The sequence below is a fragment of the Streptomyces sp. NPDC038200 genome, assembly GCF_055600785.1.
The window spans coordinates 96,619-122,468 of record NZ_JBVJYH010000005.1 but is presented as its reverse complement, the minus strand read 5'-3'; the positions used below and the strand labels follow the sequence as shown (position 1 = coordinate 122,468).

Genomic DNA, 25,850 nt, shown 5'->3' with positions numbered 1-25,850 from the left:
GGTGTCCCCCTCTTCATGAGGACTAAGAGACATGTACGAGCTTTTCTTCCGTCTGGTTTTCACCCGGCTGGACCCGGAGAAGGCCCACCACCTGGCCTTCCGCTGGATCCGCCTGGCCGCCCGGATCCCCGTGCTGCGCACCTTCGTCGCCGCCGCGCTCGCGCCCCGTCACAAGGAACTGCGCACCGAGGCGTTCGGGCTGCGGATGCACGGCCCGTTCGGGCTCGCCGCGGGCTTCGACAAGAACGCCGTCGCGATCGACGGGATGTCGATGCTGGGCTTCGATCACGTCGAGATCGGCACGGTCACCGGTGAGCCGCAGCCCGGCAATCCCCGGAAGCGGCTGTTCCGGCTCGTCGCGGACCGTGCGCTGATCAACCGCATGGGCTTCAACAACGACGGCTCGCTCGCCGTGGCGGCCCGCCTCGCCACCCGTGAGCCCGTCTTCAAGACCGTCGTCGGCGTCAACATCGGCAAGACCAAGGTCGTCCCCGAGGCGGAGGCCGTCGCCGACTACGTGAAGTCCGCCGAGCGGCTCGCGCCGTACGCCGACTACCTGGTCGTCAACGTCTCCTCGCCCAACACGCCCGGCCTGCGCAACCTCCAGGCCGTGGACCACCTGCGCCCGCTGCTCACCGCCGTGCGCGAGGCCGCGGACCGCACGGTCGCGAACCGGCGCGTCCCGCTGCTGGTGAAGATCGCCCCCGACCTCGCCGACGAGGACATCGACGCGGTCGCCGACCTCGCCGTCGAGCTGGGTCTGGACGGCATCATCGCCACCAACACCACCATCGCGCGCGAGGGCCTCGGCCTGCGCTCGGCGCCCGCGCTGGTGCAGGAGACCGGCGGCCTGTCCGGGGCACCGCTCAAGGAGCGCTCCCTGGAGGTCCTGCGGCGCCTGTACGCGCGCGTGGGCGACCGGATCACCCTGGTGGGCGTCGGCGGCGTCGAGACCGCCGAGGACGCCTGGCAGCGCATCCTGGCCGGTGCCACGCTGGTCCAGGGGTACAGCGCCTTCATCTACGAGGGCCCCTTCTGGTGCCGCGCGATCCACAAGGGCCTCGCCGCCCGTCTGCGCACCAGCCCGTACGCCACCCTCGCCGACGCGGTCGGCGCCGACGTGAGGAAGCCCGCATGACCCCGCTGGAGCCCTTCGGCGCCCGGCTGCGCCGCGCCATGGACGAGCGCGGCCCGCTCTGCGTCGGCATCGACCCGCACGCCTCCCTGCTCGCCGAGTGGGGCCTGGACGACGACGTCGCCGGCCTGGAGCGGTTCAGCCGCACGGTCGTCGAGGCCATGGCCGACCGGGTCGCCGTCCTGAAGCCGCAGAGCGCCTTCTTCGAGCGGTTCGGCTCGCGCGGCGTCGCCGTCCTGGAGAAGTCGGTCCAGGAGGCGCGGGCGGCCGGTGCCCTGGTCCTGATGGACGCCAAGCGCGGCGACATCGGCTCGACCATGGCGGCCTACGCCGAGGCGTTCCTGCACAAGGACGCCCCGCTGTTCTCCGACGCCCTGACCGTCTCGCCGTACCTCGGCTACGGCTCGCTGAGCCCGGCCGTCGCCCTGGCCCGGGAGAGCGGCGCCGGCCTGTTCGTGCTGGCGCTCACCTCGAACCCGGAGGGCGGCGAGGTGCAGCACGCGGTGCGCGCCGACGGCCGGAGCATCGGCGCGACCATGCTGGCCCATCTCGCGGCCGAGAACGCGGGGGAGGAGCCGCTGGGCTCCTTCGGCGCGGTGGTCGGTGCCACGCTCGGCGACCTGTCCTCGTACGACCTGGACATCAACGGCCCGCTGCTCGCGCCGGGCATCGGCGCCCAGGGTGCCACCCCGGCCGATCTCCCGGGGGTGTTCGGAACGGCCGTCCGCAACGTCGTGCCCAACGTCAGCCGGGGTGTTCTGCGTCACGGTCCCGACGTCAGCGCGCTGCGAGGCGCGGCCGAGCGGTTCGCGGCGGAGATCCAGGAGGCCGTCGCCGCCGCCTGAGACCCGCGCGGGATGCTCGGCTGAGCGCGATCACGCCGACTTGAGCGTGCATACATCCTCGAATCGAGGGCAGTTTGTCTGAAATGTCCGGCCTGACGGAGGCTGACCAGGACTTTTCCGCTGTTCTCGCTGACTCTGGCGGACTTGCCCGCTAGTCTCCGAGCAGTGGGAGCACCTCCCTCGCCCTTCAGGCAGTGGGGGAGAACGGGCAGCGTGTTGCTCGTAGCTCCCCAGGTGTGGGGCGACTAGGTTCCTCACCGGTCCGTATCCGACAGTTCGACATCCGAGGTGACGTAGGCGTGGCTCTTCCGCCCCTTACCCCTGAACAGCGCGCAGCCGCGCTCGAAAAGGCCGCCGCGGCTCGCCGGGAGCGGGCCGAGGTCAAGAATCGACTCAAGCACTCCGGCGCCTCCCTGCACGAGGTCATCAAGCAGGGACAGGAGAACGACGTCATCGGCAAGATGAAGGTCTCCGCCCTCCTTGAGTCGCTGCCGGGCGTGGGCAAGGTCCGCGCCAAGCAGATCATGGAGCGTCTGGGCATCTCCGAGAGCCGCCGCGTGCGGGGTCTCGGTTCCAACCAGATCGCCTCCCTGGAGCGTGAGTTCGGCAGCACCGGCTCCTGAGTCCGCCTCCCCGGCGGACCAGGAGTCCCGGGCACTCCGGGATTGCTGGAATAATCGCTGCATGGCTGCAACATTCCGGGGGACGACCCCCGAGCCCCCGGACGTACGTCCGCGGCTGACCGTGCTCTCCGGCCCCTCGGGGGTCGGCAAGAGCACGGTCGTCGCTCATATGCGCAAGGAACACCCCGAGGTCTGGCTCTCGGTGTCGGCGACGACCCGCAAGCCGCGCCCCGGTGAGCGGCACGGAGTCCACTACTTCTTCGTCACCGACGAGGAGATGGACAAGCTGATCGCCAACGGCGAGCTGCTGGAATGGGCCGAGTTCGCCGGCAACCGCTATGGCACGCCCCGCGCGGCCGTGCTGGAGCGGCTGGAGAACGGCGAGCCCGTGCTGCTGGAGATCGACCTCCAGGGCGCCCGGCAGGTCCGCGAGTCCCTGTCCGACGCCCAGCTGGTGTTCCTGGCCCCGCCCTCCTGGGAGGAGCTGGTGCGCAGGCTGACCGGCCGGGGGACCGAGCCGCCCGAGGTCGTCGAGCGTCGTCTGGACGCGGCGAAGACCGAACTGGCGGCCGAGCCGGAGTTCGATGTGACCTTGGTCAACACCTCCGTCGAGGACGTGGCGCGCGAGCTGCTAGCCTTGATGGACGTTGTGTGATCGTGACTGTGATCACGATGTCTGATTCTTTCCCATCCATCGGAAGGTAGAGCGTGTCCTCTTCCATCACCGCGCCCGAGGGCATCATCAACCCGCCGATCGACGAGCTGCTCGAGGCCACCGACTCGAAGTACAGCCTCGTGATCTACGCGGCCAAGCGTGCCCGCCAGATCAACGCGTACTACTCGCAGCTCGGTGAGGGCCTCCTCGAGTACGTCGGTCCTCTCGTCGACACCCACGTCCACGAGAAGCCGCTCTCGATCGCCCTGCGCGAGATCAACGCCGGTCTGCTGACCTCCGAGGCCATCGAGGGCCCGGCGCAGTAGTACTTTCGTATTGCGGTTGACTTATCCACAGGCCCGGCAGTCAGTCTGCCGGGCCTGTGGTGTGTCATGGAGTCGTACGGTTTCGTCGTACGTTGTCGAGTCCGGGGAGACACGGTGGACAAGCCGAGGGTCGTGCTGGGGGTCAGCGGTGGCATCGCCGCCTACAAGGCATGCGAGCTGCTGAGAAGGTTCACGGAGTCGGGTCACGACGTCCGCGTGGTGCCCACCGCCTCCGCGCTGCACTTCGTCGGCGCCGCCACCTGGTCCGCGCTGTCCGGCAACCCGGTGGCCACCGAGGTCTGGGCCGACGTGCACGAGGTCCCGCACGTCCGCATCGGCCAGCGGGCGGACCTGGTGGTCGTGGCCCCCGCCACCGCCGACATGCTCGCCAAGGCCGCCCACGGCCTCGCCGACGACCTGCTGACCAACACCCTCCTCACCGCGCGCTGTCCGGTGGTCTTCGCCCCGGCGATGCACACGGAGATGTGGGAGCACCCGGCCACCCAGGAGAACGTGGCCACCTTGCGCCGCCGCGGCGCCGTCGTCGTCGAACCCGCCGTCGGCCGGCTCACCGGCGTGGACACCGGCAAGGGCCGGCTGCCCGACCCGGCGGAGATCTTCGAGGTGTGCCGCCGGGTACTGGCCCGGGGCGTCGCCGGACCCGACCTGGAAGGCCGGCACGTGGTCGTCTCCGCGGGCGGCACCCGCGAGCCGCTCGACCCGGTCCGCTTCCTCGGCAACCGCTCCTCCGGCAAGCAGGGCTACGCCCTGGCCCGCACCGCCGCCGCCCGCGGCGCCCGGGTGACCTTGGTCTCGGCCAACACCGGGATGCCCGATCCGGCGGGCGTGGACGTCGTCCGGGTCGGCACCGCCGTGCAGCTGCGTGAGGCGGTCCTGAAGGCCGCGGCGGACGCCGACGCCGTGGTCATGGCCGCCGCCGTCGCCGACTTCCGCCCCGCCGCCTACGCCGCCGGGAAGATCAAGAAGAAGGACGGCCACGACCCCGACCCCGTCGTCCTGGTGCGAAATCCGGACATCCTCGCGGAGATCTCGGCCGATCGTGGCCGCCCCGGGCAGGTGATCGTCGGCTTCGCCGCCGAGACCGACGACGTCCTCGCCAACGGCCGGGCCAAGCTCGCCCGCAAGGGCTGCGACCTGCTCGTGGTCAACGAGGTGGGGGAGCGCAAGACCTTCGGCTCCGAGGAGAACGAGGCCGTCGTGCTGGGCGCCGACGGCAGCGAGACCCCGGTGCCGCACGGCCCCAAGGAGGCCCTGGCCGACACGGTCTGGGACCTGGTCGTACGGCGACTGGACTAACGTCCGGCAGGCGATCGGGCGAACTTGACGTCAGGTTCACGCCACGCTCAAATCGGGCGTGGCGGCCCTGGTCAAGGCCGCTCGCCATTGTGCAGAATGCCCGTGCCGCAGGTCACAGCGCTCCCGAGAGGCGAGACGGTGGCCCGTCGGCCGAGTGCGACCGATAAACTGTTCACGGTCGACGCCGGGCAGCCCCGTGTCGTCCGGAAATGATCAGCCAGCAGCCGCTGCAACCACAGGGAGCGTTGTGTCCCGTCGCCTGTTCACCTCGGAGTCCGTGACCGAGGGTCACCCCGACAAGATCGCTGACCAGATCAGCGACACCATTCTCGACGCGCTTCTGCGCGAGGACCCGACCTCCCGGGTCGCTGTCGAGACCCTGATCACCACCGGCCTGGTCCACGTGGCCGGCGAGGTCACGACCAAGACCTACGCGGACATCGCGACCCTGGTCCGCAGCAAGATCCTCGAGATCGGCTACGACTCCTCCAAGAAGGGCTTCGACGGCGCCTCCTGCGGTGTCTCGGTGTCCATCGGCGCGCAGTCCCCGGACATCGCGCAGGGCGTCGACACCGCGTACGAGTCCCGGGTCGAGGGCGACGACGACGAACTGGACAAGCAGGGCGCGGGCGACCAGGGCCTGATGTTCGGCTACGCGTCCGACGAGACGCCGACCCTGATGCCGCTGCCGATCTTCCTGGCGCACCGCCTGTCCAAGCGCCTGTCCGACGTCCGCAAGAACGGCACCATCCCCTACCTGCGTCCGGACGGCAAGACGCAGGTCACCATCGAGTACGACGGCGACAAGGCCGTCCGCCTCGACACGGTGGTCGTCTCCTCCCAGCACGCCTCCGACATCGACCTGGAGTCGCTGCTCGCCCCCGACATCCGCGAGTTCGTCGTGGAGCCGGAGCTGAAGGCGCTCCTGGACGAGGGCATCAAGCTGGACACCGAGGGCTACCGCCTGCTGGTCAACCCGACCGGCCGTTTCGAGATCGGCGGCCCGATGGGCGACGCCGGCCTGACCGGCCGCAAGATCATCATCGACACCTACGGCGGCATGGCCCGTCACGGCGGCGGCGCCTTCTCCGGCAAGGACCCGTCCAAGGTGGACCGCTCGGCCGCCTACGCCATGCGCTGGGTCGCCAAGAACGTCGTGGCGGCCGGCCTGGCCTCCCGCTGCGAGGTCCAGGTCGCCTACGCGATCGGCAAGGCCGAGCCCGTCGGTCTCTTCGTGGAGACCTTCGGCACCCACAAGGTCGAGACCGAGAAGATCGAGAAGGCGATCGACGAGGTCTTCGACCTCCGCCCCGCCGCGATCATCCGCGACCTCGACCTGCTCCGCCCGATCTACTCCCAGACGGCGGCCTACGGTCACTTCGGCCGCGAGCTGCCCGACTTCACCTGGGAGCGCACGGACCGCGTCGACGCCCTGCGCACGGCCGTCGGCCTCTAGGTCCGACCCCTCTTCTCGCCGAGGCCCGGCTTCCCCGTCGCGGGAGCCGGGCCTCGGCGTGCTCCGGGGCCGGTTCGTGGGGATCGGCCGGGCCGAGCCGGGGCCGGTTCGTCAGGCCGGGCCGAGCCGGAACGTGCCGCCGTCGGGGGCGCCCGGTGCGAGCCGCGGTCACTTCGTGGGGTGTGTGCACCCGTGGGGCGCCCGGTGCGGCCGCGTCCGTGCCGCCGCCGTGAGGGTCCCGGGAGTCGCCGGCCGCTCCGGCGTTGTCAGTCGCGTTTGGTAAGAATGCAAGCGTGAGCAGCGAGAACGGGGCGCCCCGGGCAGAGGGGGACGGCGGGGCCGAAGGGGCGCCGCCGGAGCAGCTCGCGCTCATCCGCGAGAGCGTGCGCAAGGCCCAGGTGCCCCGGGCCAAGCCGCGGACCTGGCGGGGGGCCGCGCTCGCCGAGGAACTGCCCGTCGCGCGGGTGCTGGTCGACAAGGGCGTGCTCCACCTCGACCGCTACTTCGACTACGCCGTGCCCGCGGAGCTGGACGCCGAGGCGCAGCCCGGGGTGCGGGTGCGGGTGCGGTTCGGGGCCGGACGGCACCGGGTGCGCGAGGGGCGCCGGGAGGGCGGCGGCCTCATCGACGGCTTCCTCGTCGAGCGGCGGGCCGAGTCCGACTACGCCGGACCGCTGGCCGCGCTCGCCCAGGTCGTGTCGCCGGAGCGGGTGCTGAGCGAGGAGCTGCTCGCCCTCGCCCGAGCCGTCGCCGACCGGTACGCGGGCAGCCTCGCCGACGTCCTGCAACTGGCCGTGCCGCAGCGCAGCGCCCGCGCCGAGCAGCGACCGTCCCCCGCGCCCCTGCCCCCGCCCGAGGCCCCGCAGACCGGCTCCTGGGCCCGCTACGAGCACGGGGCCGCCTTCCTCGACGCGCTGGCCTCCACAGGGGCGCCCAGGGCCGTGTGGAACGCGCTGCCCGGCCCGCTGTGGAGCGAGGAGCTGGCCCGGGCCGTCGCCGCCACCCTGGCCTCCGGGCGCGGCGCGCTCGTCGTCGTACCGGACGGGCGGGCCGCCGCGCGCGTCGACGCCGCGCTGACCGCCCTGCTCGGCACGGGCCGGCACGCGCTGCTCACCGCCGACGCCGGACCCGAGAAGCGGTACGCGCAGTGGCTGGCGGTGCGGCGCGGTGCCGTGCGTGCCGTCGTCGGGACGCGGGCGGCGATGTTCGCGCCGGTGCAGGACCTCGGGCTCGTCGCCGTCTGGGACGACGGGGACGACAGCCACAGCGAGCAGCACGCCCCGCAGCCGCACGCCCGCGATGTGCTCCTGCTCCGAGCCGCGCTGGACAAATGCGCTTTCCTGCTGGGCAGTTGGAGCTGCACCGTGGAGGCCGCCCAGCTCGTCGAGAGCGGCTGGGCCCGGCCGCTGGTCGCCGGGCGCGAGCAGGTGCGCCGGGCCGCGCCCCTCGTCCGGACGGTCGGGGACGGCGACCTCGCGCGGGACGAGGCCGCCCGCGCCGCCCGGCTGCCCACGCTCGCCTGGCAGGCGGCCCGCGAGGGCCTGCGGCACGGGCCCGTGCTGGTGCAGGTGCCCCGGCGCGGTTACGCGCCCCGCATGGCCTGCGCCCAGTGCCGGGCGCCCGCCCGGTGCCGGCACTGTTCCGGTCCGCTGGAGGGGCAGGACGGCGGCGTCCTGCGCTGCGGGTGGTGCGGGCGTGAGGAGAGCGCCTGGCACTGCCCGGAGTGCGGTGGCTTCCGGCTTCGCGCCCAGATCGTGGGGGCCCGCCGCACCGCCGAGGAACTGGGGCGGGCCTTCCCCGCCGTACCCGTGCGCACCTCGGGACGCGAGCATGTGCTGGACACCGTCCCGGACGCCCCCGCGCTGGTCGTCAGCACGCCGGGCGCCGAACCCGTGGCCGAGGGCGGTTACGCGGCGGCACTGCTGCTGGACGGCTGGGCCATGCTCGGACGCCCCGATCTGCGGGCCGGAGAGGACGCGCTGCGCCGGTGGATCGCGGCCGGAGCGCTGGTGAGGCCGCAGGGCGAGGGCGGCACCGTGGTCGTGGTGGCCGAGCCGACGCTGCGGCCCGTCCAGGCGCTGGTGCGCTGGGACCCCGTAGGGCATGCCGTGCGGGAGCTGGCCGAGCGTGCCGAGCTGGGTTTTCCGCCGGTGTCCCGGATGGCGGCCGTCTCCGGCCCGCCCGCGGCCGTCGCCGAGTTCCTGACGGCGGTCGAACTGCCGGCGGACGCCGAGCTGCTGGGGCCGGTACCGCTGCCGCCCCCGCCGCCCGGCCGGCCGCGCAGACCCGGTGCACCGCCGCCCGGCGAGCACTGGGAGCGGATGCTCGTCCGCGTGCCGCCGGGCAGCGGAGCCGCGCTCGCCGCCGCGCTGAAGACCGCGCAGGCCGCTCGCATGGCCCGGGGGAGCGGGGAGGCGGTCCGGGTGCGGATCGACCCGCCGGACATCGGGTGAGGTCCGCGCGCGTCGGGTGGGGCTGCCGGGCGTCGTACGGGGTCCGCGCGCGTCGGGTGGGGCTGCGGGGCGTCGTGCGGGGTCCGCGCGCGTCGGGTGAGGCTGCGGGGCGTCGTGCGGGGTCCGCGCGCGTCGGGTGAGGCTGCGGGGCGTCGTATGAGGCCCGCGCGCGTCGGGTCGGGCTGCCGGGCCTCGGGTGAGGGCCGCCGAGAGCGAGAGAGCCCCCGGGCATCGGGTGCGGAGCGTGCGGTGCGGCGGCTTCCGGTATAGGTCTGCCCTCCCGGAGGCGGCCGGGAGGGCAGGGGCGGGCGCCGTCAGCCGTTGCGCGGGCCGGGGAAGGCCGTCGGCCGGGCATCGTCGCGCAGCGTGGGGCTGCCCGCCGTCGGCTGGGTGGGCATGGAGCGGGCCGCGGGAACGGTCGGCACCGTGGGGACCGTGGGCAGACCCGTCGCGTTGATCGTGCGGGTGCCGGACGGCTCCGGCGAGCGCTCCGCCTCGGCCGCCGCCTGCGCCGCGGCCCGGCGGGCGCCGTAGCGCCGGTGCACCGCCTGCTTGGTGACTCCCAGCGCCGAGCCCACCGCGTCCCACGAGAAGCCGAGCGAGCGGTCGAAATCCACGGCGGCCGTCACGAGGGTCTCGACACTGTCCCGGAGTTCCTGGGCGAGGCGGACCGTCGGGGCGGGGGCGCGTCCGTAGACGACGAAGCCCGTGGACGGGCCGGAGCGGCGGGGACGGTAGACGTTGCCCAACTGGGCGGTGAGCGTGCGCAGTGCGTCCACCTGCCGGCGGACCCGCTCGATGTCCCGCACCAGCAAGTGCAGGCTGGCCCGGGCCTGGGCGTCGTGGGTTGCGTGGTCGGCCATGAACAAGCCTCTCGAACCGGCGTTGAAAGGAATTGGGCCGCCAAAGCGGCCCGATGTGGTCAACTCTTTCTTGACCAACGCGCTGACGCTCCCCTGGTCACGGGGTGGGGGCGTACGGGCATATGCGTACGCCGGTCGTCCCGCTGCGCGCCGCCCGGGGCCGGCTCCTCGCTCTCGCGTCCGCGCGGCGCCCGGCTTCTCGCTCTCCCGGCCCTCCCGTTCGCGCGGTGCCCGGGTCCTGGCCCTCCCGTTCGCGCGGCGCCCGGCCACGGTCGCCCGAAGGGGCGGCCGACCTGCGGGGGTTGCTCGCCTCGGCGTCCGCACCCCCGTGGTCATAGACTGGTGCGCTGCCCGCCCGACCCCCGCCCGAGAGGCCCGATCCCGCCCATGAAGCTCGTCTTCGCCGGTACCCCCGAGGTCGCTGTTCCCGCCCTGGACGCCCTGCTCGCCTCCGGGCGGCACGAGGTGGCCGCCGTCGTCACGCGGCCCGACGCGCCGGCCGGCCGCGGCCGCAGGCTGGTCGCGTCGCCCGTGGCCGAGCGGGCGGAGGAGGCCGGGATCGAGGTGCTGAAGCCGCTGAAGCCCCGGGACCCGGAGTTCCTGGAGCGGCTGAAGGAGATCGCCCCGGACTGCTGCCCGGTCGTGGCCTACGGCGCCCTGCTGCCGAAGGCGGCCCTGGACATCCCCGTCCACGGCTGGGTCAACCTCCACTTCTCGTTGCTGCCCGCCTGGCGTGGCGCCGCACCCGTGCAGCACGCCGTCATGGCGGGCGACGAGATCACCGGAGCGTCCACCTTCCTCATCGAGGAGGGCCTGGACTCCGGCCCCGTCTACGGGACCGTGACCGAGGAGGTCCGGCCCACCGACACCAGCGGTGACCTGCTCACCCGGCTCGCCTTCGCGGGCGCCGGACTCCTCGCGGCGACCATGGACGGCATCGCGGACGGCGGCCTGAAGGCCGTACCCCAGCCCGCCGAGGGCATCACCCTCGCGCCGAAGATCACCGTCGAGGACGCCCAGGTGGACTGGACGGCGCCCGCGCTGCGCGTCGACCGGGTCGTGCGCGGTTGCACCCCGGCGCCCGGCGCCTGGACCACCTTCCGCGGCGAGCGGCTCAAGCTCATCCAGGTCACGCCGGTTCCCGAGCGGACGGACCTGGCGCCGGGCCGGCTCGCCGTGGGCAAGAACAGCGTGCACGTGGGCACCGGTTCCTACGCCGTCGAACTGCTGTGGGTGCAGGCCCAGGGCAAGAAGCCGATGCGGGCGGCCGACTGGGCCCGCGGGGTGCGCATCGCGGAGGACGAGACCCTCGCCGGCTGACGCCCCCGGCAACGCAGCCGGCGGCCGGTGCCCCGGACGGCGGGGGTGGGGGCGCGCCGACGTACGCTGGAGGCGCATCCTCTTCTTCACACCCGGAGCACCTTTTTCGTGAGCGAGCAGTCCCGGCGGCCGCGCAGGCCCGCCAAGCCCTACCGCCGTCCTCAGAAGGACCCCGTCCGCATCCTGGCCTTCGAGGCGCTGCGCGCGGTGGACGAGCGGGACGCGTACGCCAACCTCGTGCTGCCCCCGCTGCTGCGGAAGGCCCGCGAGAAGGGCGACTTCGACGCCCGGGACGCCGCGCTCGCCACCGAGCTGGTGTACGGCACGCTGCGCCGGCAGGGCACGTACGACGCCGTCATCGCCGCCTGTGTGGACCGGCCGCTGCGCGAGGTCGACCCGCCGGTGCTGGACGTGCTCGGTCTGGGCGCGCACCAGTTGCTGGGCACCCGGATCCCGACCCACGCCGCCGTGTCCGCCTCGGTGGAGCTGGCGCGGGTGGTGCTCGGCGACGGCCGGGCCAAGTTCGTCAACGCCGTGCTTCGCAAGATCGCGCAGGACGACCTCCAGGGCTGGATCGAGAAGGTCGCGCCGCCCTACGACGAGGACCCCGAGGACCATCTCGCGGTCGTGCACTCGCATCCGCGCTGGGTCGTCTCCGCGCTCTGGGACTCCCTCGGCGGCGGCCGGCCCGGCATCGAGGAACTGCTGGCGGCGGACAACGAACGGCCCGAGGTGACGCTCGTCGCCCGGCCCGGGCGCGCCACCACCGAGGAGCTGCTGCGCGAGGACGCCGCCGTCCCCGGCCGCTGGTCGCCGTACGCCGTGCGGCTCGCCGAGGGCGGCGAGCCGGGCGCGGTCGAGGCCGTGCGCGAGGGGCGGGCCGGCGTCCAGGACGAGGGCAGCCAGCTGGTCGCCCTCGCGCTGGCGAACGCCCCGCTCGACGGGCCCGACGAGAAATGGCTCGACGGCTGTGCCGGGCCGGGCGGCAAGGCCGCGCTGCTGGCCGCGCTCGCCGCCGAGCGCGGGGCCACGCTGCTCGCCTCGGAGAAGCAGCCGCACCGGGCCGGGCTGGTGGCCAAGGCGCTGGCCGGCAACCCCGGGCCGTACCAGGTCATCGCCGCCGACGGGACCCGGCCGCCGTGGCGGCCCGGCGCCTTCGACCGGGTGCTGGTGGACGTGCCGTGCACCGGGCTCGGCGCGCTGCGCCGCCGCCCCGAGGCCCGCTGGCGGCGGCGCCCCGAGGACCTGGACAGCTTCGCTCCCCTCCAGCGCGCCCTGCTGCGCACGGCGCTCGACTCGGTCCGGGTCGGCGGGGTCGTCGGGTACGCCACCTGCTCCCCGCACCTGGCGGAGACCCGGGCGGTCGTCGCCGACGTGCTCAAGCAGCGGCCGGAGACCGAGCTGATCGACGCCCGCCCGATGCTGCCCGGCGTGCCCGAGCTGGGCGACGGCCCCGACGTGCAGCTGTGGCCGCATGTGCACGGCACGGACGCGATGTATCTGGCCCTGATCCGTCGTACCGGCTGACGGACGGCCGCGCTCGGCGTTGTCCACAGGCGGTCACATATCGTCGTACCAGTACGATGAACCGACCCAGCCTGTGGACGGTTGCGAACATCAGTGCCCCGGGCATGGCAGTCTTGGGGCATGGCCGCGCAGATCAACCCCAGCATCCTGTCCGCCGACTTCGCCCGCCTCGCGGAGGAGGCCAAGGCGGTTCAAGGCGCCGACTGGCTCCATGTCGACGTCATGGACAACCACTTCGTCCCGAATCTGACGCTCGGCGTGCCGGTCGTGGAGTCCCTGGCCCGTGCGACGGACACCCCGCTGGACTGCCATCTGATGATCGAGGACCCCGACCGCTGGGCGCCCCAGTACGTCGAGGCGGGGGCCTCGTCCGTCACCTTCCACGTGGAGGCCGCCGCCGCCCCGGTGCGGCTCGCCCGGGAGATCCGCGCCAAGGGGGCCCGCGCCTCCATGGCGCTCAAGCCCGCCACGCCGATCGAACCGTTCGAGGACCTGCTGCCGGAACTCGACATGTTGCTGATCATGACGGTCGAGCCCGGCTTCGGCGGCCAGGCCTTCCTCGACATCATGCTGCCCAAGATCCGCCGCACCCGTGAGCTGATCGACAAGCACGGTCTGCAGCTGTGGCTCCAGGTCGACGGCGGTGTCTCGGCATCGACGATCGAGCGGTGCGCGGACGCGGGCGCGGACGTGTTCGTTGCCGGCTCGGCCGTCTACGGGGCGAAGGACCCGGCCGAGGCGGTGCGTGCCCTGCGCACCCAGGCGGAGGCCGCCACCGCCAAGGCGTCCTGGGCATGCGACCACTGAGCCACGGCCAAGTGAACGCTTCAGTGAACGCCGCCCATCAGGGCAGATCAGTCGCGCCGAATCTGCAAGGATGAACGGCGAATCCAGAGTGTGAACAGCAGTGAGGAGATCGCCGTGTCGGGTATGTCGGCGGGCCGGTCAGCCATGCGGATGGGACCCGCTGAGCTGGTGCAGGCGGCGGCCATGGCCCGCCGCTTCTACCTCGAGGGCAAGTCCAAGATCCAGATCGCGGAGGAGTTCGGCGTCAGCCGCTTCAAGGTGGCCCGGGTCCTGGAAACGGCCCTCGAACGGGATCTCGTGCGCATCGAGATCCGTGTGCCGGCCGAACTGGACGCCGAGCGCTCCGACGCGCTCCGCGCCCGCTACGGCCTGAGGCACGCCGTCGTGGTCGAGTCCCCGGCCGAGGCCGAGGAGACCCCCGATCCCGAGAACCTCGGGGAGGTCGCCGCCGACCTGCTCGGCGAACTCGTCAACGAGGGGGACGTGCTCGGGCTGGCCTGGGGCCGGTCCACCATCCACATGGCCGCCGCGCTCGACAAGCTGCCGCCGTGCACGGTCGTGCAGCTGACGGGCGTGTACGACGCCGGGACCGCCGAGCGCGGCTCGGTGGAGGCCGTGCGCCGGGCCGCGCAGGTGTCGGGCGGTGACGCGCACCCGATCTACGCGCCGATGCTGCTGCCGGACGCGGCCACCGCGGCGGCGCTGCGCAGCCAGACCGGGATCGCCCGGGCCTTCGAATACTTCGACAAGGTCACGGTCGCCTGTGTCTCCATCGGTTCCTGGGAGCCGGGCATCTCGACCGTGCACGACATGCTCAGCGACGAGGAGCGCGCGCACTACGCCTCGCTCGGTGTCGCCGCCGAGATGTCGGCGCACCTCTTCGACGCCGAGGGGCGCCGGATCGGGCGCGACCTCGGGGAGCGGTGCATCACGGTCAAGGCCGACCAGCTGCGCCGCATCCCGGAGGTCGTGGCGATCGCGGGCGGGCAGCGCAAGGCCTCCGCGATCGACGCGGTGCTGCGCTCCGGGCTGGTCACCAGCCTGGTGACCGACACCTCGGCCGCCGACTACCTGATGACGGCGGGACCGACGCCGAAGCCGGCACTCAACCGCGCGGACCCGGACGGGGTCTGACCGCGGGTCGCGGCGCCGTCGTGACGGGACGGCCGTGGCAGCATCGGCGGCATGCTGCTGCGGTTCGTCCCCCGTGCGCCCGGAGGGCACGTGTCCCGTGCGCTCACGGGACTGCTCGTCGTCCTCGCCGTCCTGCTGACGGGATGCGCGTCCGGCACGAGCACCGGTACCGGTGCCAGCCCGGGTGCGAGCACCGTCACGGCCTCGCGGTCCGGCCCGACGGCCGCCGGGGCGGCCACCCCGGCATGGGCCCGGGGAATGGCCACCGTCCGGGCGTCCCGGCTGCCCGGGGAGGCGCGCCGGACACTCGCCCTGATCGACCGGGGCGGCCCGTTCCCGTACGCCAGGGACGGGGTCGTGTTCGGGAACTTCGAGGGGCACCTGCCCCGGCACCGGCGCGGCTACTACCACGAGTACACCGTGCAGACCCCCGGCTCGCGCGACCGCGGGGCCCGGCGCATCGTCACCGGACAGGGCGGGGAGCTCTTCTACACCGATGATCACTACGACTCGTTCCGGGCGGTGCTGAGATGACGGAAGACCTGGGGGGCCGGCACACGGTCACCCTGGACCTGGACGGTGTCACGGACAAGGCGGCCCTGATGGACCGCGTCGCCCGCGCCCTGGCCCTGCCCGACTGGTTCGGGCGGAACTGGGACGCGCTGGCCGACTCCCTCTCCGATCACACGGTCTGGCCCGAAGGCGCCGTGGAGCAGGGGCTGCTCGTCGTCGTCCGGGGCTGGCGGCCGTACGCCGAGGCCGAACCGGACGAGTGGCGGATCGCCGAGGAGGTGTTCGAGGAGGCGGCGGACCGGACACCCGCCCTCACCGTCGTCCTCGTCCTTGGACGATCCTCCTAGCGGGTCTCCCGCCGCCCTGGAGGTTCTGTGAGGGCATGACAGGCGTCCCGTCATGGGACAATGAAGTACGTGCTCTTTCCCCCTGGCACACCTGTCCGGGGGTCACCTCTGATCGACTGGGATGTGCAGCACGTGCGTTTCCTCAATGACATCCAGCCCGCGTACGACCTGACGTACGACGACGTGTTCATGGTGCCGAGCCGCTCCGCGGTCGGCTCGCGTCAGGGCGTGGACCTCGCCTCGCCGGACGGCACGGGCACCACCATCCCGCTCGTCGTCGCCAACATGACCGCCATCGCCGGCCGCCGCATGGCCGAGACGATGGCCCGCCGGGGCGGCCTCGTGGTCATCCCGCAGGACATTCCGATCGACGTCGTCACCGACGTGGTCTCCTGGGTGAAGAGCCGCCATCTGGTGCTGGACACCCCGATCGTGCTGGCCCCCCACCAGACCGTCGCCGACGCCCTGGCGCTGCTGCCCAAGCGCGCGCACAACGCCGGTGTGGTCGTGGACGAGAACCACCGTCCCGTAGGTGTCGTCACCGACGCCGACCTGACCGGGGTCGACCGCTTCACGCAGCTCGAAGTGGTCATGTCCAAGGACCTGCTCCTGCTGGACGCCGACATCGACCCGCGCGAGGCCTTCAACACCCTCGACCAGCACAACCGCCGCTACGCGCCCGCTGTCGACAAGGACGGCAAGCTCGCCGGCATCCTCACCCGCAAGGGCGCCCTGCGCGCCACGCTGTACACCCCGGCCGTCGACTCCCGGGGCAGGCTGCGGATCGCCGCCGCCGTCGGCATCAACGGCGATGTGGCGGGCAAGGCCAAGCAACTGCTCGACGCGGGCGTGGACACGCTCGTCATCGACACCGCGCACGGCCACCAGGAGTCGATGATCAACGCGATCCGGGTGGTCCGCGCGCTCGACCCGCAGGTGCCGATCGCCGCCGGCAACATCGTCTCCGCCGAGGGCGTGAAGGACCTGATCGACGCCGGCGCGGACATCATCAAGGTCGGCGTCGGTCCGGGCGCCATGTGCACCACCCGCATGATGACCGGCGTGGGCCGTCCGCAGTTCTCCGCCGTCCTGGAGTGCGCCGCCGAGGCGAAGAAGTACGGCAAGCACGTGTGGGCCGACGGCGGAGTCCGCCACCCCCGTGACGTGGCCATGGCGCTCGCCGCCGGCGCGTCCAACGTGATGGTCGGCTCCTGGTTCGCGGGCACCTACGAGTCCCCGGGCGACCTCCAGCAGGACGCGAACGGCCGCCTGTACAAGGAGTCGTTCGGCATGGCCTCCGCGCGTGCCGTGGCCAACCGCACCTCGGACGAGTCGGCGTACGACCGGGCCCGCAAGGCGCTGTTCGAGGAGGGCATCTCCACCTCCCGCATGTTCCTCGACCCGGCCCGTCCGGGCGTCGAGGACCTGATCGACTCGATCATCGCGGGCGTCCGCTCCTCCTGCACCTACGCCGGCGCCGGCTCCCTGGAGGAGTTCGCCGAGAAGGCCATCGTCGGCATCCAGAGCGCGGCCGGCTACGCCGAGGGCAAGCCGCTGCACGCCAGCTGGAGCTGACCTCGATCCCTTCCGTACGGCCCCCGTCGATCCCGCGCCCCGGGAACGTCGGGGGCCGTCGGCGTACCCGGTGGCCTGCGGACCGGCTGCTCGGACAGCGCCGTGCGCCGGGCCGCCGGCGCCGCCCGGCCCGACGGCAAGAGGTGCGACAGCGTCGATCCACGCACCTTCCCCCACGAACGTGTGGCAAATGGGGCGTGTGAGGTCACCGTGCAACGGTCGACAGCCCGCCCGCAACGATTTGTCATTTCGGGCGAATGAACGCAATGATCATGCGGGGATGCGCAAGGTTGCTGCATTACGCCCGTGAAGGCCCGCCTCGTAGGGTGCTGCGCTAGTACGTGGTGTGGCGGGGACCCCGCTCGGTGGGTTCCTGCCCTCGCAGGCCCACCGGTCCCCGTCCACGAGGGCCGGCCGTCATGCCGGTCCCGTACGTCCACCGATCGGCAGCGATAAGGAGCCAACGCGTGCTCGACCAAGGCGCACCCCCGCAGAACGAGATACCGGCCGCCCCCGCGTCCCTGGGCGTCGCCGCGCGCCTGATGCGTCGCAAGCCCGTGGAACACCTGGTCGCAGAGGGCGGCCAGGGTGAGGGAGGACAGCTGCGGCGCTCCCTCGGGCTGTGGCAGCTGACCATGATCAGCATCGGTGCCACCCTCGGCACCGGTATCTTCGTCGTCCTCGGCGACGCCGTCCCGGAGGCCGGCCCCGCGGTCACCCTGGCCTTCGTGATCGCCGGTCTCACGGCGCTCTTCTCCGCCCTGTCCTACGCCGAGCTGGCGGGCAGCATCCCGGTCGCCGGCTCCTCCTACTCGTATGCGTACGCAACGATGGGTGAGCTGGTCGCCTGGGTGTGCGGCTGGTGCCTGGTGCTGGAGTACGGCGTGTCGGTGGCCGCCGTCGCCGTCGGCTGGGGCGAGTACCTGAACGAACTGCTCGACGGCACCATCGGCGTCACCATCCCCGCCGCGCTGTCCTCGGCGCCGGGCGAGGGCGGCATCATCAACCTGCCCGCGCTGATCGTCGTCCTCCTGGCGATGGTGTTCCTGCTGGGCGGCGCCCGGGAGTCCGCCCGCGCCAACACGATCATGGTCTGTGTGAAGATGGCCGCCCTCGTGCTGTTCTGCGCGGTCGGCTTCATGGGCTTCAAGTCCGGCAACTACCGCGACTTCATGCCGCTCGGCATGACCGGGGTCAGCGCCGCCGGTGCCACGCTGTTCTTCTCGTACATCGGCTTCGACGCCGCCTCCACCGCCGGTGAGGAGGCGAAGGACCCCAAGCGGGACCTGCCGCGGGCGATCATGCTGTCCCTGATCATCGTGACCGCGCTGTACGTGCTGGTCGCGGGTGTCGCCGTGGGCGCGTGGAACTGGAAGAAGTTCGACGGTTCCGAGGCCACCCTCGCCGCCATCATGAACGACGTCAGCGGCCAGACCTTCTGGGGCACCCTGCTGGCGCTGGGCGCCGTCATCTCCATCGCGAGCGTGGTGCTCACCGTGCTCTACGGCCAGACCCGCATCCTCTTCGCGATGTCCCGCGACGGTCTGGTGCCGAAGGCGCTCGGCAAGATCCACCCGAAGACCGGCGCTCCCCGCCTCAACACGGTGCTCGTGTCCCTCTTCTGCGGTGTGCTGGCCGCCCTCATCCCGCTGGGCAAGCTCGTCGACGCCACCAGCATCGGCACCCTGTTCGCCTTCGGTCTGGTCAACATCGCGGTGATCGTGCTCCGGTACAAGCGCCCGGAGCTGGAGCGCACGTTCAAGGTGCCGTTCGGGCCGGTGCTGCCGGTGCTGGGCTTCCTGTTCTGCGCGTACAACATGTTCAGCCTCGACACCGTCACGTGGGTCGTCTTCGGATGCTGGATGGCCGTCGGGCTCGTGTTCTACTTCGGATACGGCTATCGCCGTTCCCGTCTCGCGACCGACGAGGATCTCGCGGTGACGGCAGAGAAGTGACCGAACCGAAGAAGTGAACCACCCCCTGTGCTGAACGATCTCGACGAACGCATCGTGCACGCCCTCGCCGAGGACGCCCGCCGCTCCTACGCGGACATCGGGCAGATGATCGGCCTGTCCGCCCCCGCGGTGAAGCGGCGCGTGGACCGGCTGCGGGCCACCGGAGCCATCACCGGATTCACCGTCCGGGTGGATCCGGCGGCCCTCGGCTGGGAGACCGAGGGATACATCGAGATCTACTGCCGGAGCAACACGTCTCCGGAGACGATCCAGCGGGGGCTGGAGCGGTACCAGGAGGTCGTGGCCGCGTCGACCGTCACCGGCGACGCGGACGCGATCGCGCAGGTCTTCGCGTCCGACATGCGTCACTTCGAACGGGTGCTGGAGCGTATCGCCGGCGAGCCGTTCGTGGAGCGGACCAAGTCGGTGCTGGTGCTGTCGCCCTTGCTGCGCCGCTTCTCCTCGGGGGCGCCGGGGTAAGGGCGGAACCCGGCTCGGGTCTTCGGGGGCGCCGGGGTGAGGGCGGATTCCGGCTCGGGCCGCCCGGTCGTCGGCCGGGCGCGGATCCACGGTGCTCACCGCCTTCGCCCTGTCGGCTGTCCGGCCTGGGGTTACCGCAGGTCACCATTGCGGTGCGGGGTGACCGTCCCGTAGGTTGTCCCGCACTCTACTGACTGGTAACACCGGCAGGTATCCCATGCGCTGGCCCCTCGGCCGTCCCCGCACCGTCCGCGCGCGGATCGTGGCACTCGCGCTCGCCCCGGTCCTCGCCCTGATGGCCCTGTGGAGCTTCGCCATGGTGTCCGTCACCGCCGAACTGCGCGCACTGGTCCGCCTCCAGGGGGTGTACGAGGACTTCGGCACCCCGGTGGACACCGCGATCGGGCAGATCCAGATCGAGCGCCGGATGTCCGCCGCCTACCTGGGCGGCCGCCCCGACCCGGCCACCGCCGGGAACCTGCTCGGCCAGCAGCGCCGCACCGACCGGGCCGTCGACGCCATGCGGCAGGCCATCCGGGACGGCGACCGTGACCGGCTCACCCGGCGGCAGCGGCAGGCCCTGGACGCCGTGCTCGCCGCGACCGGCAGGCTGGAGAGGCTGCGCTCGCGCGTGCTGACCCGGGACATCTCCTGGGACCGGGCCGTCGACGAGTACAGCGCGCTCGTGGAACCCGGCTTCGACGTGCAGTCCACGCTCACCGCCCTCCAGGCCGGGCAGCTCGCCCGCGAGGCGCAGGTCGTCGTCGAACTGGTCCGGGTACGCGAGTTCGTCTCCCGCGAGGACGCGCTGGTCGCCGGGGCACGGGCGGCCGGCACCCTGACCGGCCGGCAGTACGACGTCCTCACCGCGACCATCGAGGACCGGCGCGTCTTCGAGCGGACCTACGTGCCCGATCTGCCCGCCGACTCGCGCGCCCTGTTCGAGGAGTTCCGGCGCGACGACCGGCACCGCTCACTGGTGCGGGGCGAGGACGCGCTGCTGCGGGCCGGGGCCGCCGGGGCCGGGAAGGCCGTCGCGGCGGACACCTGGCGGTCGACCACGGACCGGGCCGTCAAGCGGTACATGCGGCTGTGCACGCGCGCGGCGGAGAACTCCGCGGCCCGCGGTCGCGACTTCGCCTACCGGGAGCTGGCCAAGGCGGCCGTGGTGGGCGCCGCCGGGCTGGCCGCCGTGGGGCTCTCGCTGTGGTTCGCGGTGCGCGGGGCCCGGCGGATCTCACGCCGGCTGGAGAGCCTGCGGGACGCCGCCGACCTGCTGACGCAGGCGCAGCTGCCCGACGTCATGCGGCGGTTGAGCGCGGGCGAGGACGTGGACGCGGTGACGGAGGCGCCACCGCTCGCCGCCGACGAGGTCCGCGACGACGAGATCGGGCAGGTCGGCCGGTCCTTCAACGCCGCGCGGCTGGCCGCCGTGGAGGCCGCGGTCCAGCAGGCCGGCCTGCGCCGGGGTCAGTTCGCGGTGCTCCTCACCATCGCGCGCCGCAACCAGGCGCTGGTGCACCGGCAGCTGAAGCTCGTCGACACCCTGGAGCGGCGCACCGAGGACCCGGACGTGCTGCGCGAACTGTTCCGCATCGACCATCTGACCACCCGTATGCGCCGGCACGCCGAGAGCCTGATCATCCTCTCCGGGGCCGCGCCCGGCCGCCGCTGGCGCGGCCCCGTACCGGTCGCGGACGTCGTCGCCTCCGCCGTCGGTGAGATCGAGGACTACGCGCGCGTGGTCGTGCCGCCGATGCCGGAGGCGGGGGTGGCGGCGGACGCGGTCGCCGACGTCGTCCATCTGATCGCCGAGCTGCTGGAGAACGCCACGGTGTTCTCGCCGCCGCACACCCGGGTCACCCTGCGCACCGGGCGGGTCGGCAACGGGTTCGTGGTGGAGATCGACGACCGCGGTCTCGGCCTCGACGCGGAGGCGCGGGCCGCCGCCCAGCGGACCCTCACCGATCCCGACGCCTTCGACCCCACCCGGCACGACCGGCTCGGCCTCTACGTGGTGGGCCGCCTCGCCGCCCGGCACGGCATCGAGGTCACCCTGCGGGACTCCCCGTACGGAGGGACGACAGCGGTGGTGCGGCTGCCCTCGACGGTGCTGGCGGAGGGGGAGAGGGAGAGGAAGAGGGGGAAGGGCGAGGATTCAGGGCCGGCACGGGCGGACGGCGGGGACGGCGGAGTGCGGCCCGATGGCGCGGTGCCGGTGCCGGTGCCGGACGGGGTGCCCATGCAGGTGCCGGGTGCGGTGTCCGGTGGAGAGCCGGGCGGCATGCCGGCCGGGGTGTCCGATGAGGTGCCGGTCGACGGGCCGGGCGAAGCGCCGGTCGACGAGCCGGGCAAGGTGCTGGAGCTGCCGTCACGGAAGCGGCACAAGCCGACGCCCGCCGGCACGGCCTCCGGTGCCACGCCCGCCCGCGCGGCCTCCGCCCCCAGACCTGCCGGCGCCGACCCCCGCCCCGAGCCCGCCGGTGCCGCGCCCGCCGACACGGCGTCTCGGTCCACGTCCGACAGCGCGCCCGGCCCCACCTCCGCTTCCGGACCCGACCCCGCCTCGGCCCCCGCCCCCGCCCTGCCCACCCGTACCCGGCAGGCGTCCCTCGTCGCCGAACTGCGGGACGATCCGGCGCCGCGTGGCGGTACGGGCGGGCGTGAGGTCGGTCCCGAGGAGATGCGGGCGATCTTCGGAGCCTTCCAGCGCGGCCTGGACCGCGGGCGCAAAGGCCTGCCCTCGCCTCCCGACGCCCACGCCGGCCGCGACGGCCTGCCCCCGCCCCCCGACGCCCACGCCGCGTCCGGCGCCGACACAGGTGCCGGCGCGGGCACCGCGACCACCCCCGCCGATGAAGGGACGGACACCGACCATGCACGGTGACGAGCAGACCCCGGAGCAGCCCGCCGCGCCCGCGGGGGCGCCCGGTACGGATCTCGGCTGGCTGCTGGACGACCTCGTGGAGCGCACCGAGCACGTCCGCCAGGCCGTGCTGCTCACCGCCGACGGCCTCCCGCTCAGCACCTCGGACGGGATGCGCCGGAGGGACGTCGAGCATCTGGCCGCCGTCTGTTCCGGCTTCCACGGCCTGGCCCGGTCGGCGGGGGAGCGGTTCGCCGCGGGGGCGGTGCGGCAGACCATGGTGATGCTGGACGACGCCTACCTCTTCATCACCCCGGCCGGGCACGGCAGCCGGCTCGCCGTGCTCAGCGAGGCCCGCACCGACGTCGGCCAGCTCGCCCACGAGATGGCCCTGCTCGTCCGCCGTCTCGGCCGCCACCTGGACGCCGCCGGCCGCACCACCTCCTGATCCCACGGTGAGCGACGAGCACTGGTACGAGGACGAGACCGGGTCGATGGTGCGCCCCTACACGGTGACCCGGGGCCGTACCCGGCCCGACGGCCGGCATGCCGTCGACCTGATGTCCCGGGTCACCGCGCTGGAGACCGACGAACCGGGCGCCGTCCTCGACCACGCGCGGGCGTCCCTGCTCGACCTGATCGGGCGCGGCCCGCGTCCCGTGGTCGAGCTGGCTGCCGACGCCGACCTGCCCCTGACCGTCGTCCGCGTCCTGCTGGGCGACCTGGCGGGGGCCGGGCTGATCCGCGTGGACCCGCCCCGCCGGCCGCCGGCCGACGGTCCGGCCGCCGATCCCGCGCTGCTGAAGGAGATCGTGGCGCGGCTCCGGGAGATCTAGCGGGCCGGTACCGGCGGGCTCTCCCCGGCCGGGGCGGGCTCCGGGCACCGGGCGCGCAACGAATCGCCGCCCGACCCCCGCTGCACGCAACGAACCGCGCACCGGCGCGCAACGGCTCCTTCTTGTCCGGCCGAGCGCCCCGACCGTACCTTCTTTCTGGCCCCCCAAAACCCCCCGTACCGGTGAGGATCCCGCATGCGCACCGCCCTGCTCCAGAGCTCCGGCCGCCCCGGTTCCCTCGCCGAGAACCTCAAGGTTCTCGACGAGGCCGCGGGCCGGGCCGCCGCCGGCGGCGCCGGGCTGCTGGCCGCGCCGGAGATGTTCCTCACCGGGTACGCGATCGGCGACGGCATCGCCCGCCTCGCCGAGCCCGCCGACGGCGACTCCGCCGACGCGATCGCCGAGATCGCCACCCGGCACGGCCTGGCGATCGTCTACGGCTACCCGGAGCGCGACGGCGAGGCCGTCTTCAACTCCGCCCAGCTGATCTCCGCCGACGGCACCCGGCTCGCGAACTACCGCAAGACCCATCTCTTCGGCTGCTTCGAGCGCGACCACTTCACGCCGGGCGGGCAGCAGGTCGTCCAGGCCGAGCTGAACGGCCTCACCGTGGGCCTGCTGATCTGCTACGACGTCGAGTTCCCGGAGAACGTCCGCGCCCACGCCCTGGCCGGCACCGACCTCCTCGTCGTCCCGACCGCGCAGATGCACCCCTTCCAGTTCGTCGCCGAGTCGATGATCCCGGTGCGCGCCTTCGAGAACCAGATGTACGTCGCGTACGTCAACCGGGTGGGTCAGGAGGAGGAGTTCGAGTTCGTCGGCCTCTCCGTCCTCGCCGGCCCCGACGGCGTGGCCCGCACCCGCGCCGGCCGCGCCGAGCAGCTGGTGCTCGCGGACGCCGACCCCGCCTTCCTGGCCGCCTCCCGGGAGAACAACCCGTACCTGAAGGACCGCCGCCCCGGTCTGTACGGCTCCCTCGTCTGAGCCGCCCCGAAGCCTCCCCCCAGTTTCACCTCGTGCAAGGAGTCCGTACCCCATGACGTCCACGGTGCCCAACGCCGTCGAGCACAACGACGAGCAGCAGCCGCCGATCACCATGTTCGGCCCGGACTTCCCCTACGCCTACGACGACTTCCTCGCCCACCCGGCGGGCCTCGGCCAGGTCCCGGCGACCGAGCACGGCACCGAGGTCGCGATCATCGGCGGCGGTCTGTCCGGCATCGTGGCCGCGTACGAGCTGATGAAGATGGGCCTCAAGCCCGTCGTCTACGAGGCCGACCAGATCGGCGGCCGGCTCCGCACGGTCGGCTTCGAGGGCTGCGACGAGTCGCTGACCGCGGAGATGGGCGCGATGCGCTTCCCGCCGTCCTCCACCGCGCTCCAGCACTACATCGACATGGTGGGCCTGGAGACCCGGCCCTTCCCGAACCCGCTGGCCGAGGCCACCCCCTCGACCGTCGTGGACCTCAAGGGCGAGTCGCACTACGCCGAGTCGGTCGACGACCTCCCCCAGGTCTACCGGGACGTCGCCGACGCCTGGAACAAGTGCCTCGAAGACGGCGCCGACTTCTCCGACATGAACCGCGCGATGCGCGAGCGGGACGTCCCGCGCATCCGCGAGATCTGGGCGCAGCTCGTCGAGAAGCTCGACAACCAGACCTTCTACGGGTTCCTCTGCGACTCCGAGGCCTTCAAGTCCTTCCGGCACCGCGAGATCTTCGGCCAGGTCGGCTTCGGCACCGGCGGCTGGGACACCGACTTCCCGAACTCCATCCTGGAGATCCTGCGCGTCGTCTACACCGAGGCCGACGACCACCACCGCGGCATCGTCGGCGGCTCCCAGCAGCTGCCGCTGCGCCTGTGGGAGCGCGAGCCGGAGAAGATCGTCCACTGGCCGTACGGCACCTCGCTGAAGTCCCTGCACGTGGACGGCGAGCCCAAGCCGGCCGTGACCCGGCTGCACCGCACCGCGGGCAACCAGATCACCGTGACCGACGCGAACGGCGACATCCGTACCTACAAGGCGGCGATCTTCACCGCCCAGTCCTGGATGCTGCTGTCCAAGATCGCCTGTGACGACTCGCTGTTCCCGATCGACCACTGGACGGCGATCGAGCGCACCCACTACATGGAGTCCTCCAAGCTCTTCGTGCCCGTCGACCGGCCGTTCTGGCTGGACAAGGACGAGGAGACCGGCCGGGACGTCATGTCGATGACGCTCACCGACCGCATGACCCGCGGCACCTACCTGCTGGACGACGGCCCGGACAAGCCCGCCGTGATCTGCCTGTCCTACACCTGGTGCGACGACAGCCTGAAGTGGCTGCCGCTGTCCGCGAACGAGCGGATGGAGGTCATGCTGAAGTCGCTCGGCGAGATCTACCCGAAGGTCGACATCAGGAAGCACATCATCGGCAACCCGGTGACCGTCTCCTGGGAGAACGAGCCCTACTTCATGGGCGCGTTCAAGGCCAACCTGCCCGGTCACTACCGCTACCAGCGGCGCCTGTTCACCCACTTCATGCAGGACCGGCTGCCGGAGGACAAGCGGGGCATCTTCCTCGCCGGCGACGACATCTCCTGGACGGCGGGCTGGGCCGAGGGCGCGATCCAGACCGCGCTGAACGCGGTCTGGGGCGTGATGCACCACTTCGGCGGCGAGACCGACACGACGAACCCGGGCCCGGGTGACGTCTACGACGAGATCGCACCGGTGGAACTGCCCGAGGACTGACCCGGGCACGGACCAGGGCGTGGGCGGCCGGCCTCGGACTCCGGCCGCCCACGCCTTTTCCCACACCTCGGCGACCTGTCCGC

General features: G+C 72.8%; 23 protein-coding genes. 22 read left to right on the top strand and 1 reads right to left on the bottom strand.

The window, feature by feature from the left end; translation table 11 throughout:
- The first annotated feature begins 31 nt into the window (after positions 1 to 31).
- The 8 genes from ACZ7KF_RS12750 to ACZ7KF_RS12715 all read left to right on the top strand — a co-directional run bounded on the left by ACZ7KF_RS12750 (position 32) and on the right by ACZ7KF_RS12715 (position 8,810).
- Positions 32 to 1,138 carry a quinone-dependent dihydroorotate dehydrogenase gene (locus tag ACZ7KF_RS12750; RefSeq protein ID WP_471072525.1) on the top strand — a complete coding sequence of 369 codons (1,107 nt, stop codon included), beginning with the start codon at positions 32 to 34 and terminating at the stop codon, positions 1,136 to 1,138.
- Positions 1,135 to 1,980 (top strand): orotidine-5'-phosphate decarboxylase, encoded by an 846-nt coding sequence (pyrF, locus tag ACZ7KF_RS12745; RefSeq protein WP_471072523.1) that lies wholly within the window; start codon positions 1,135 to 1,137, stop codon positions 1,978 to 1,980. The genes ACZ7KF_RS12750 and pyrF overlap by 4 nt, the downstream gene beginning before the upstream one ends.
- 299 nt (positions 1,981 to 2,279) lie before the next feature.
- Entirely contained in the window at positions 2,280 to 2,603 is a 324-nt protein-coding gene (locus ACZ7KF_RS12740; RefSeq protein WP_003977346.1) for an integration host factor, read from the top strand.
- Between the two features lie 61 nt (positions 2,604 to 2,664).
- Complete coding sequence (gmk, locus tag ACZ7KF_RS12735) at positions 2,665 to 3,258, top strand: guanylate kinase (protein ID WP_471072521.1); 594 nt, start codon at positions 2,665 to 2,667, stop codon at positions 3,256 to 3,258.
- 53 nt (positions 3,259 to 3,311) lie between these two features.
- Positions 3,312 to 3,584 carry a DNA-directed RNA polymerase subunit omega gene (rpoZ, locus tag ACZ7KF_RS12730; protein WP_005319902.1) on the top strand — a complete coding sequence of 91 codons (273 nt, stop codon included), beginning with the start codon at positions 3,312 to 3,314 and terminating at the stop codon, positions 3,582 to 3,584.
- A 114-nt stretch (positions 3,585 to 3,698) separates the two neighbouring features.
- The gene (gene coaBC, locus ACZ7KF_RS12725; RefSeq protein ID WP_471072519.1) at positions 3,699 to 4,901 is read left to right on the top strand and encodes a bifunctional phosphopantothenoylcysteine decarboxylase/phosphopantothenate--cysteine ligase CoaBC; all 1,203 of its coding nucleotides are present in this window, start codon (positions 3,699 to 3,701) and stop codon (positions 4,899 to 4,901) included.
- A 247-nt stretch (positions 4,902 to 5,148) separates the two neighbouring features.
- A complete protein-coding gene (gene metK, locus ACZ7KF_RS12720) occupies positions 5,149 to 6,357 on the top strand; it encodes a methionine adenosyltransferase (protein ID WP_471072517.1) in 1,209 nt (402 codons plus the stop codon).
- A gap of 293 nt (positions 6,358 to 6,650) precedes the next feature.
- Entirely contained in the window at positions 6,651 to 8,810 is a 2,160-nt protein-coding gene (locus tag ACZ7KF_RS12715) for a primosomal protein N' (RefSeq protein WP_471072515.1), read from the top strand.
- 314 nt (positions 8,811 to 9,124) lie between these two features.
- Here ACZ7KF_RS12715 and ACZ7KF_RS12710 read toward each other — a convergent pair whose 3' ends face one another.
- A complete protein-coding gene (locus ACZ7KF_RS12710; RefSeq protein WP_471072513.1) occupies positions 9,125 to 9,673 on the bottom strand; it encodes a hypothetical protein in 549 nt (182 codons plus the stop codon).
- A 387-nt stretch (positions 9,674 to 10,060) separates the two neighbouring features.
- Between ACZ7KF_RS12710 and fmt the strand changes: the two genes are divergently transcribed.
- The 14 genes from fmt (at position 10,061) to ACZ7KF_RS12640 (ending at position 25,767) form a co-directional block, all read left to right on the top strand.
- Positions 10,061 to 10,993, top strand: a complete 933-nt coding sequence (gene fmt, locus ACZ7KF_RS12705) for a methionyl-tRNA formyltransferase (protein ID WP_471072511.1) — start codon at positions 10,061 to 10,063, stop codon at positions 10,991 to 10,993.
- Positions 10,994 to 11,101: 108 nt separating this feature from the next.
- Positions 11,102 to 12,520, top strand: coding sequence for an RsmB/NOP family class I SAM-dependent RNA methyltransferase (locus ACZ7KF_RS12700; protein WP_471072509.1), 1,419 nt, complete (start codon positions 11,102 to 11,104; stop codon positions 12,518 to 12,520).
- 120 nt (positions 12,521 to 12,640) lie between these two features.
- The gene (rpe, locus tag ACZ7KF_RS12695) at positions 12,641 to 13,327 is read left to right on the top strand and encodes a ribulose-phosphate 3-epimerase (RefSeq protein WP_471072507.1); all 687 of its coding nucleotides are present in this window, start codon (positions 12,641 to 12,643) and stop codon (positions 13,325 to 13,327) included.
- Positions 13,328 to 13,417: 90 nt separating this feature from the next.
- Positions 13,418 to 14,461, top strand: coding sequence for a sugar-binding transcriptional regulator (locus ACZ7KF_RS12690; RefSeq protein WP_471072505.1), 1,044 nt, complete (start codon positions 13,418 to 13,420; stop codon positions 14,459 to 14,461).
- Between the two features lie 51 nt (positions 14,462 to 14,512).
- On the top strand, positions 14,513 to 14,995 hold the full coding sequence (locus tag ACZ7KF_RS12685) for a guanyl-specific ribonuclease (RefSeq protein ID WP_471072503.1): 483 nt from the start codon (positions 14,513 to 14,515) through the stop codon (positions 14,993 to 14,995).
- Positions 14,992 to 15,321 (top strand): barstar family protein, encoded by a 330-nt coding sequence (locus tag ACZ7KF_RS12680; RefSeq protein ID WP_471072501.1) that lies wholly within the window; start codon positions 14,992 to 14,994, stop codon positions 15,319 to 15,321. The genes ACZ7KF_RS12685 and ACZ7KF_RS12680 overlap by 4 nt, the downstream gene beginning before the upstream one ends.
- 132 nt (positions 15,322 to 15,453) lie before the next feature.
- Entirely contained in the window at positions 15,454 to 16,896 is a 1,443-nt protein-coding gene (locus ACZ7KF_RS12675; RefSeq protein WP_471072499.1) for a GuaB1 family IMP dehydrogenase-related protein, read from the top strand.
- 467 nt (positions 16,897 to 17,363) lie between these two features.
- Complete coding sequence (locus tag ACZ7KF_RS12670; RefSeq protein ID WP_471072497.1) at positions 17,364 to 18,851, top strand: amino acid permease; 1,488 nt, start codon at positions 17,364 to 17,366, stop codon at positions 18,849 to 18,851.
- A gap of 27 nt (positions 18,852 to 18,878) precedes the next feature.
- Complete coding sequence (locus ACZ7KF_RS12665) at positions 18,879 to 19,331, top strand: Lrp/AsnC family transcriptional regulator (protein WP_225821915.1); 453 nt, start codon at positions 18,879 to 18,881, stop codon at positions 19,329 to 19,331.
- A gap of 217 nt (positions 19,332 to 19,548) precedes the next feature.
- A complete protein-coding gene (locus ACZ7KF_RS12660; protein WP_471072494.1) occupies positions 19,549 to 22,218 on the top strand; it encodes a sensor histidine kinase in 2,670 nt (889 codons plus the stop codon).
- A complete protein-coding gene (locus ACZ7KF_RS12655; protein WP_471072491.1) occupies positions 22,208 to 22,645 on the top strand; it encodes a roadblock/LC7 domain-containing protein in 438 nt (145 codons plus the stop codon). The genes ACZ7KF_RS12660 and ACZ7KF_RS12655 overlap by 11 nt, the downstream gene beginning before the upstream one ends.
- 7 nt (positions 22,646 to 22,652) lie before the next feature.
- The gene (locus ACZ7KF_RS12650) at positions 22,653 to 23,033 is read left to right on the top strand and encodes a DUF742 domain-containing protein (RefSeq protein ID WP_471072488.1); all 381 of its coding nucleotides are present in this window, start codon (positions 22,653 to 22,655) and stop codon (positions 23,031 to 23,033) included.
- 195 nt (positions 23,034 to 23,228) lie between these two features.
- Positions 23,229 to 24,017, top strand: a complete 789-nt coding sequence (locus ACZ7KF_RS12645; protein ID WP_471072485.1) for a carbon-nitrogen hydrolase family protein — start codon at positions 23,229 to 23,231, stop codon at positions 24,015 to 24,017.
- 52 nt (positions 24,018 to 24,069) lie between these two features.
- Positions 24,070 to 25,767 (top strand): flavin monoamine oxidase family protein, encoded by a 1,698-nt coding sequence (locus ACZ7KF_RS12640; RefSeq protein WP_471072482.1) that lies wholly within the window; start codon positions 24,070 to 24,072, stop codon positions 25,765 to 25,767.
- The last annotated feature ends 83 nt before the right edge of the window (positions 25,768 to 25,850 follow it).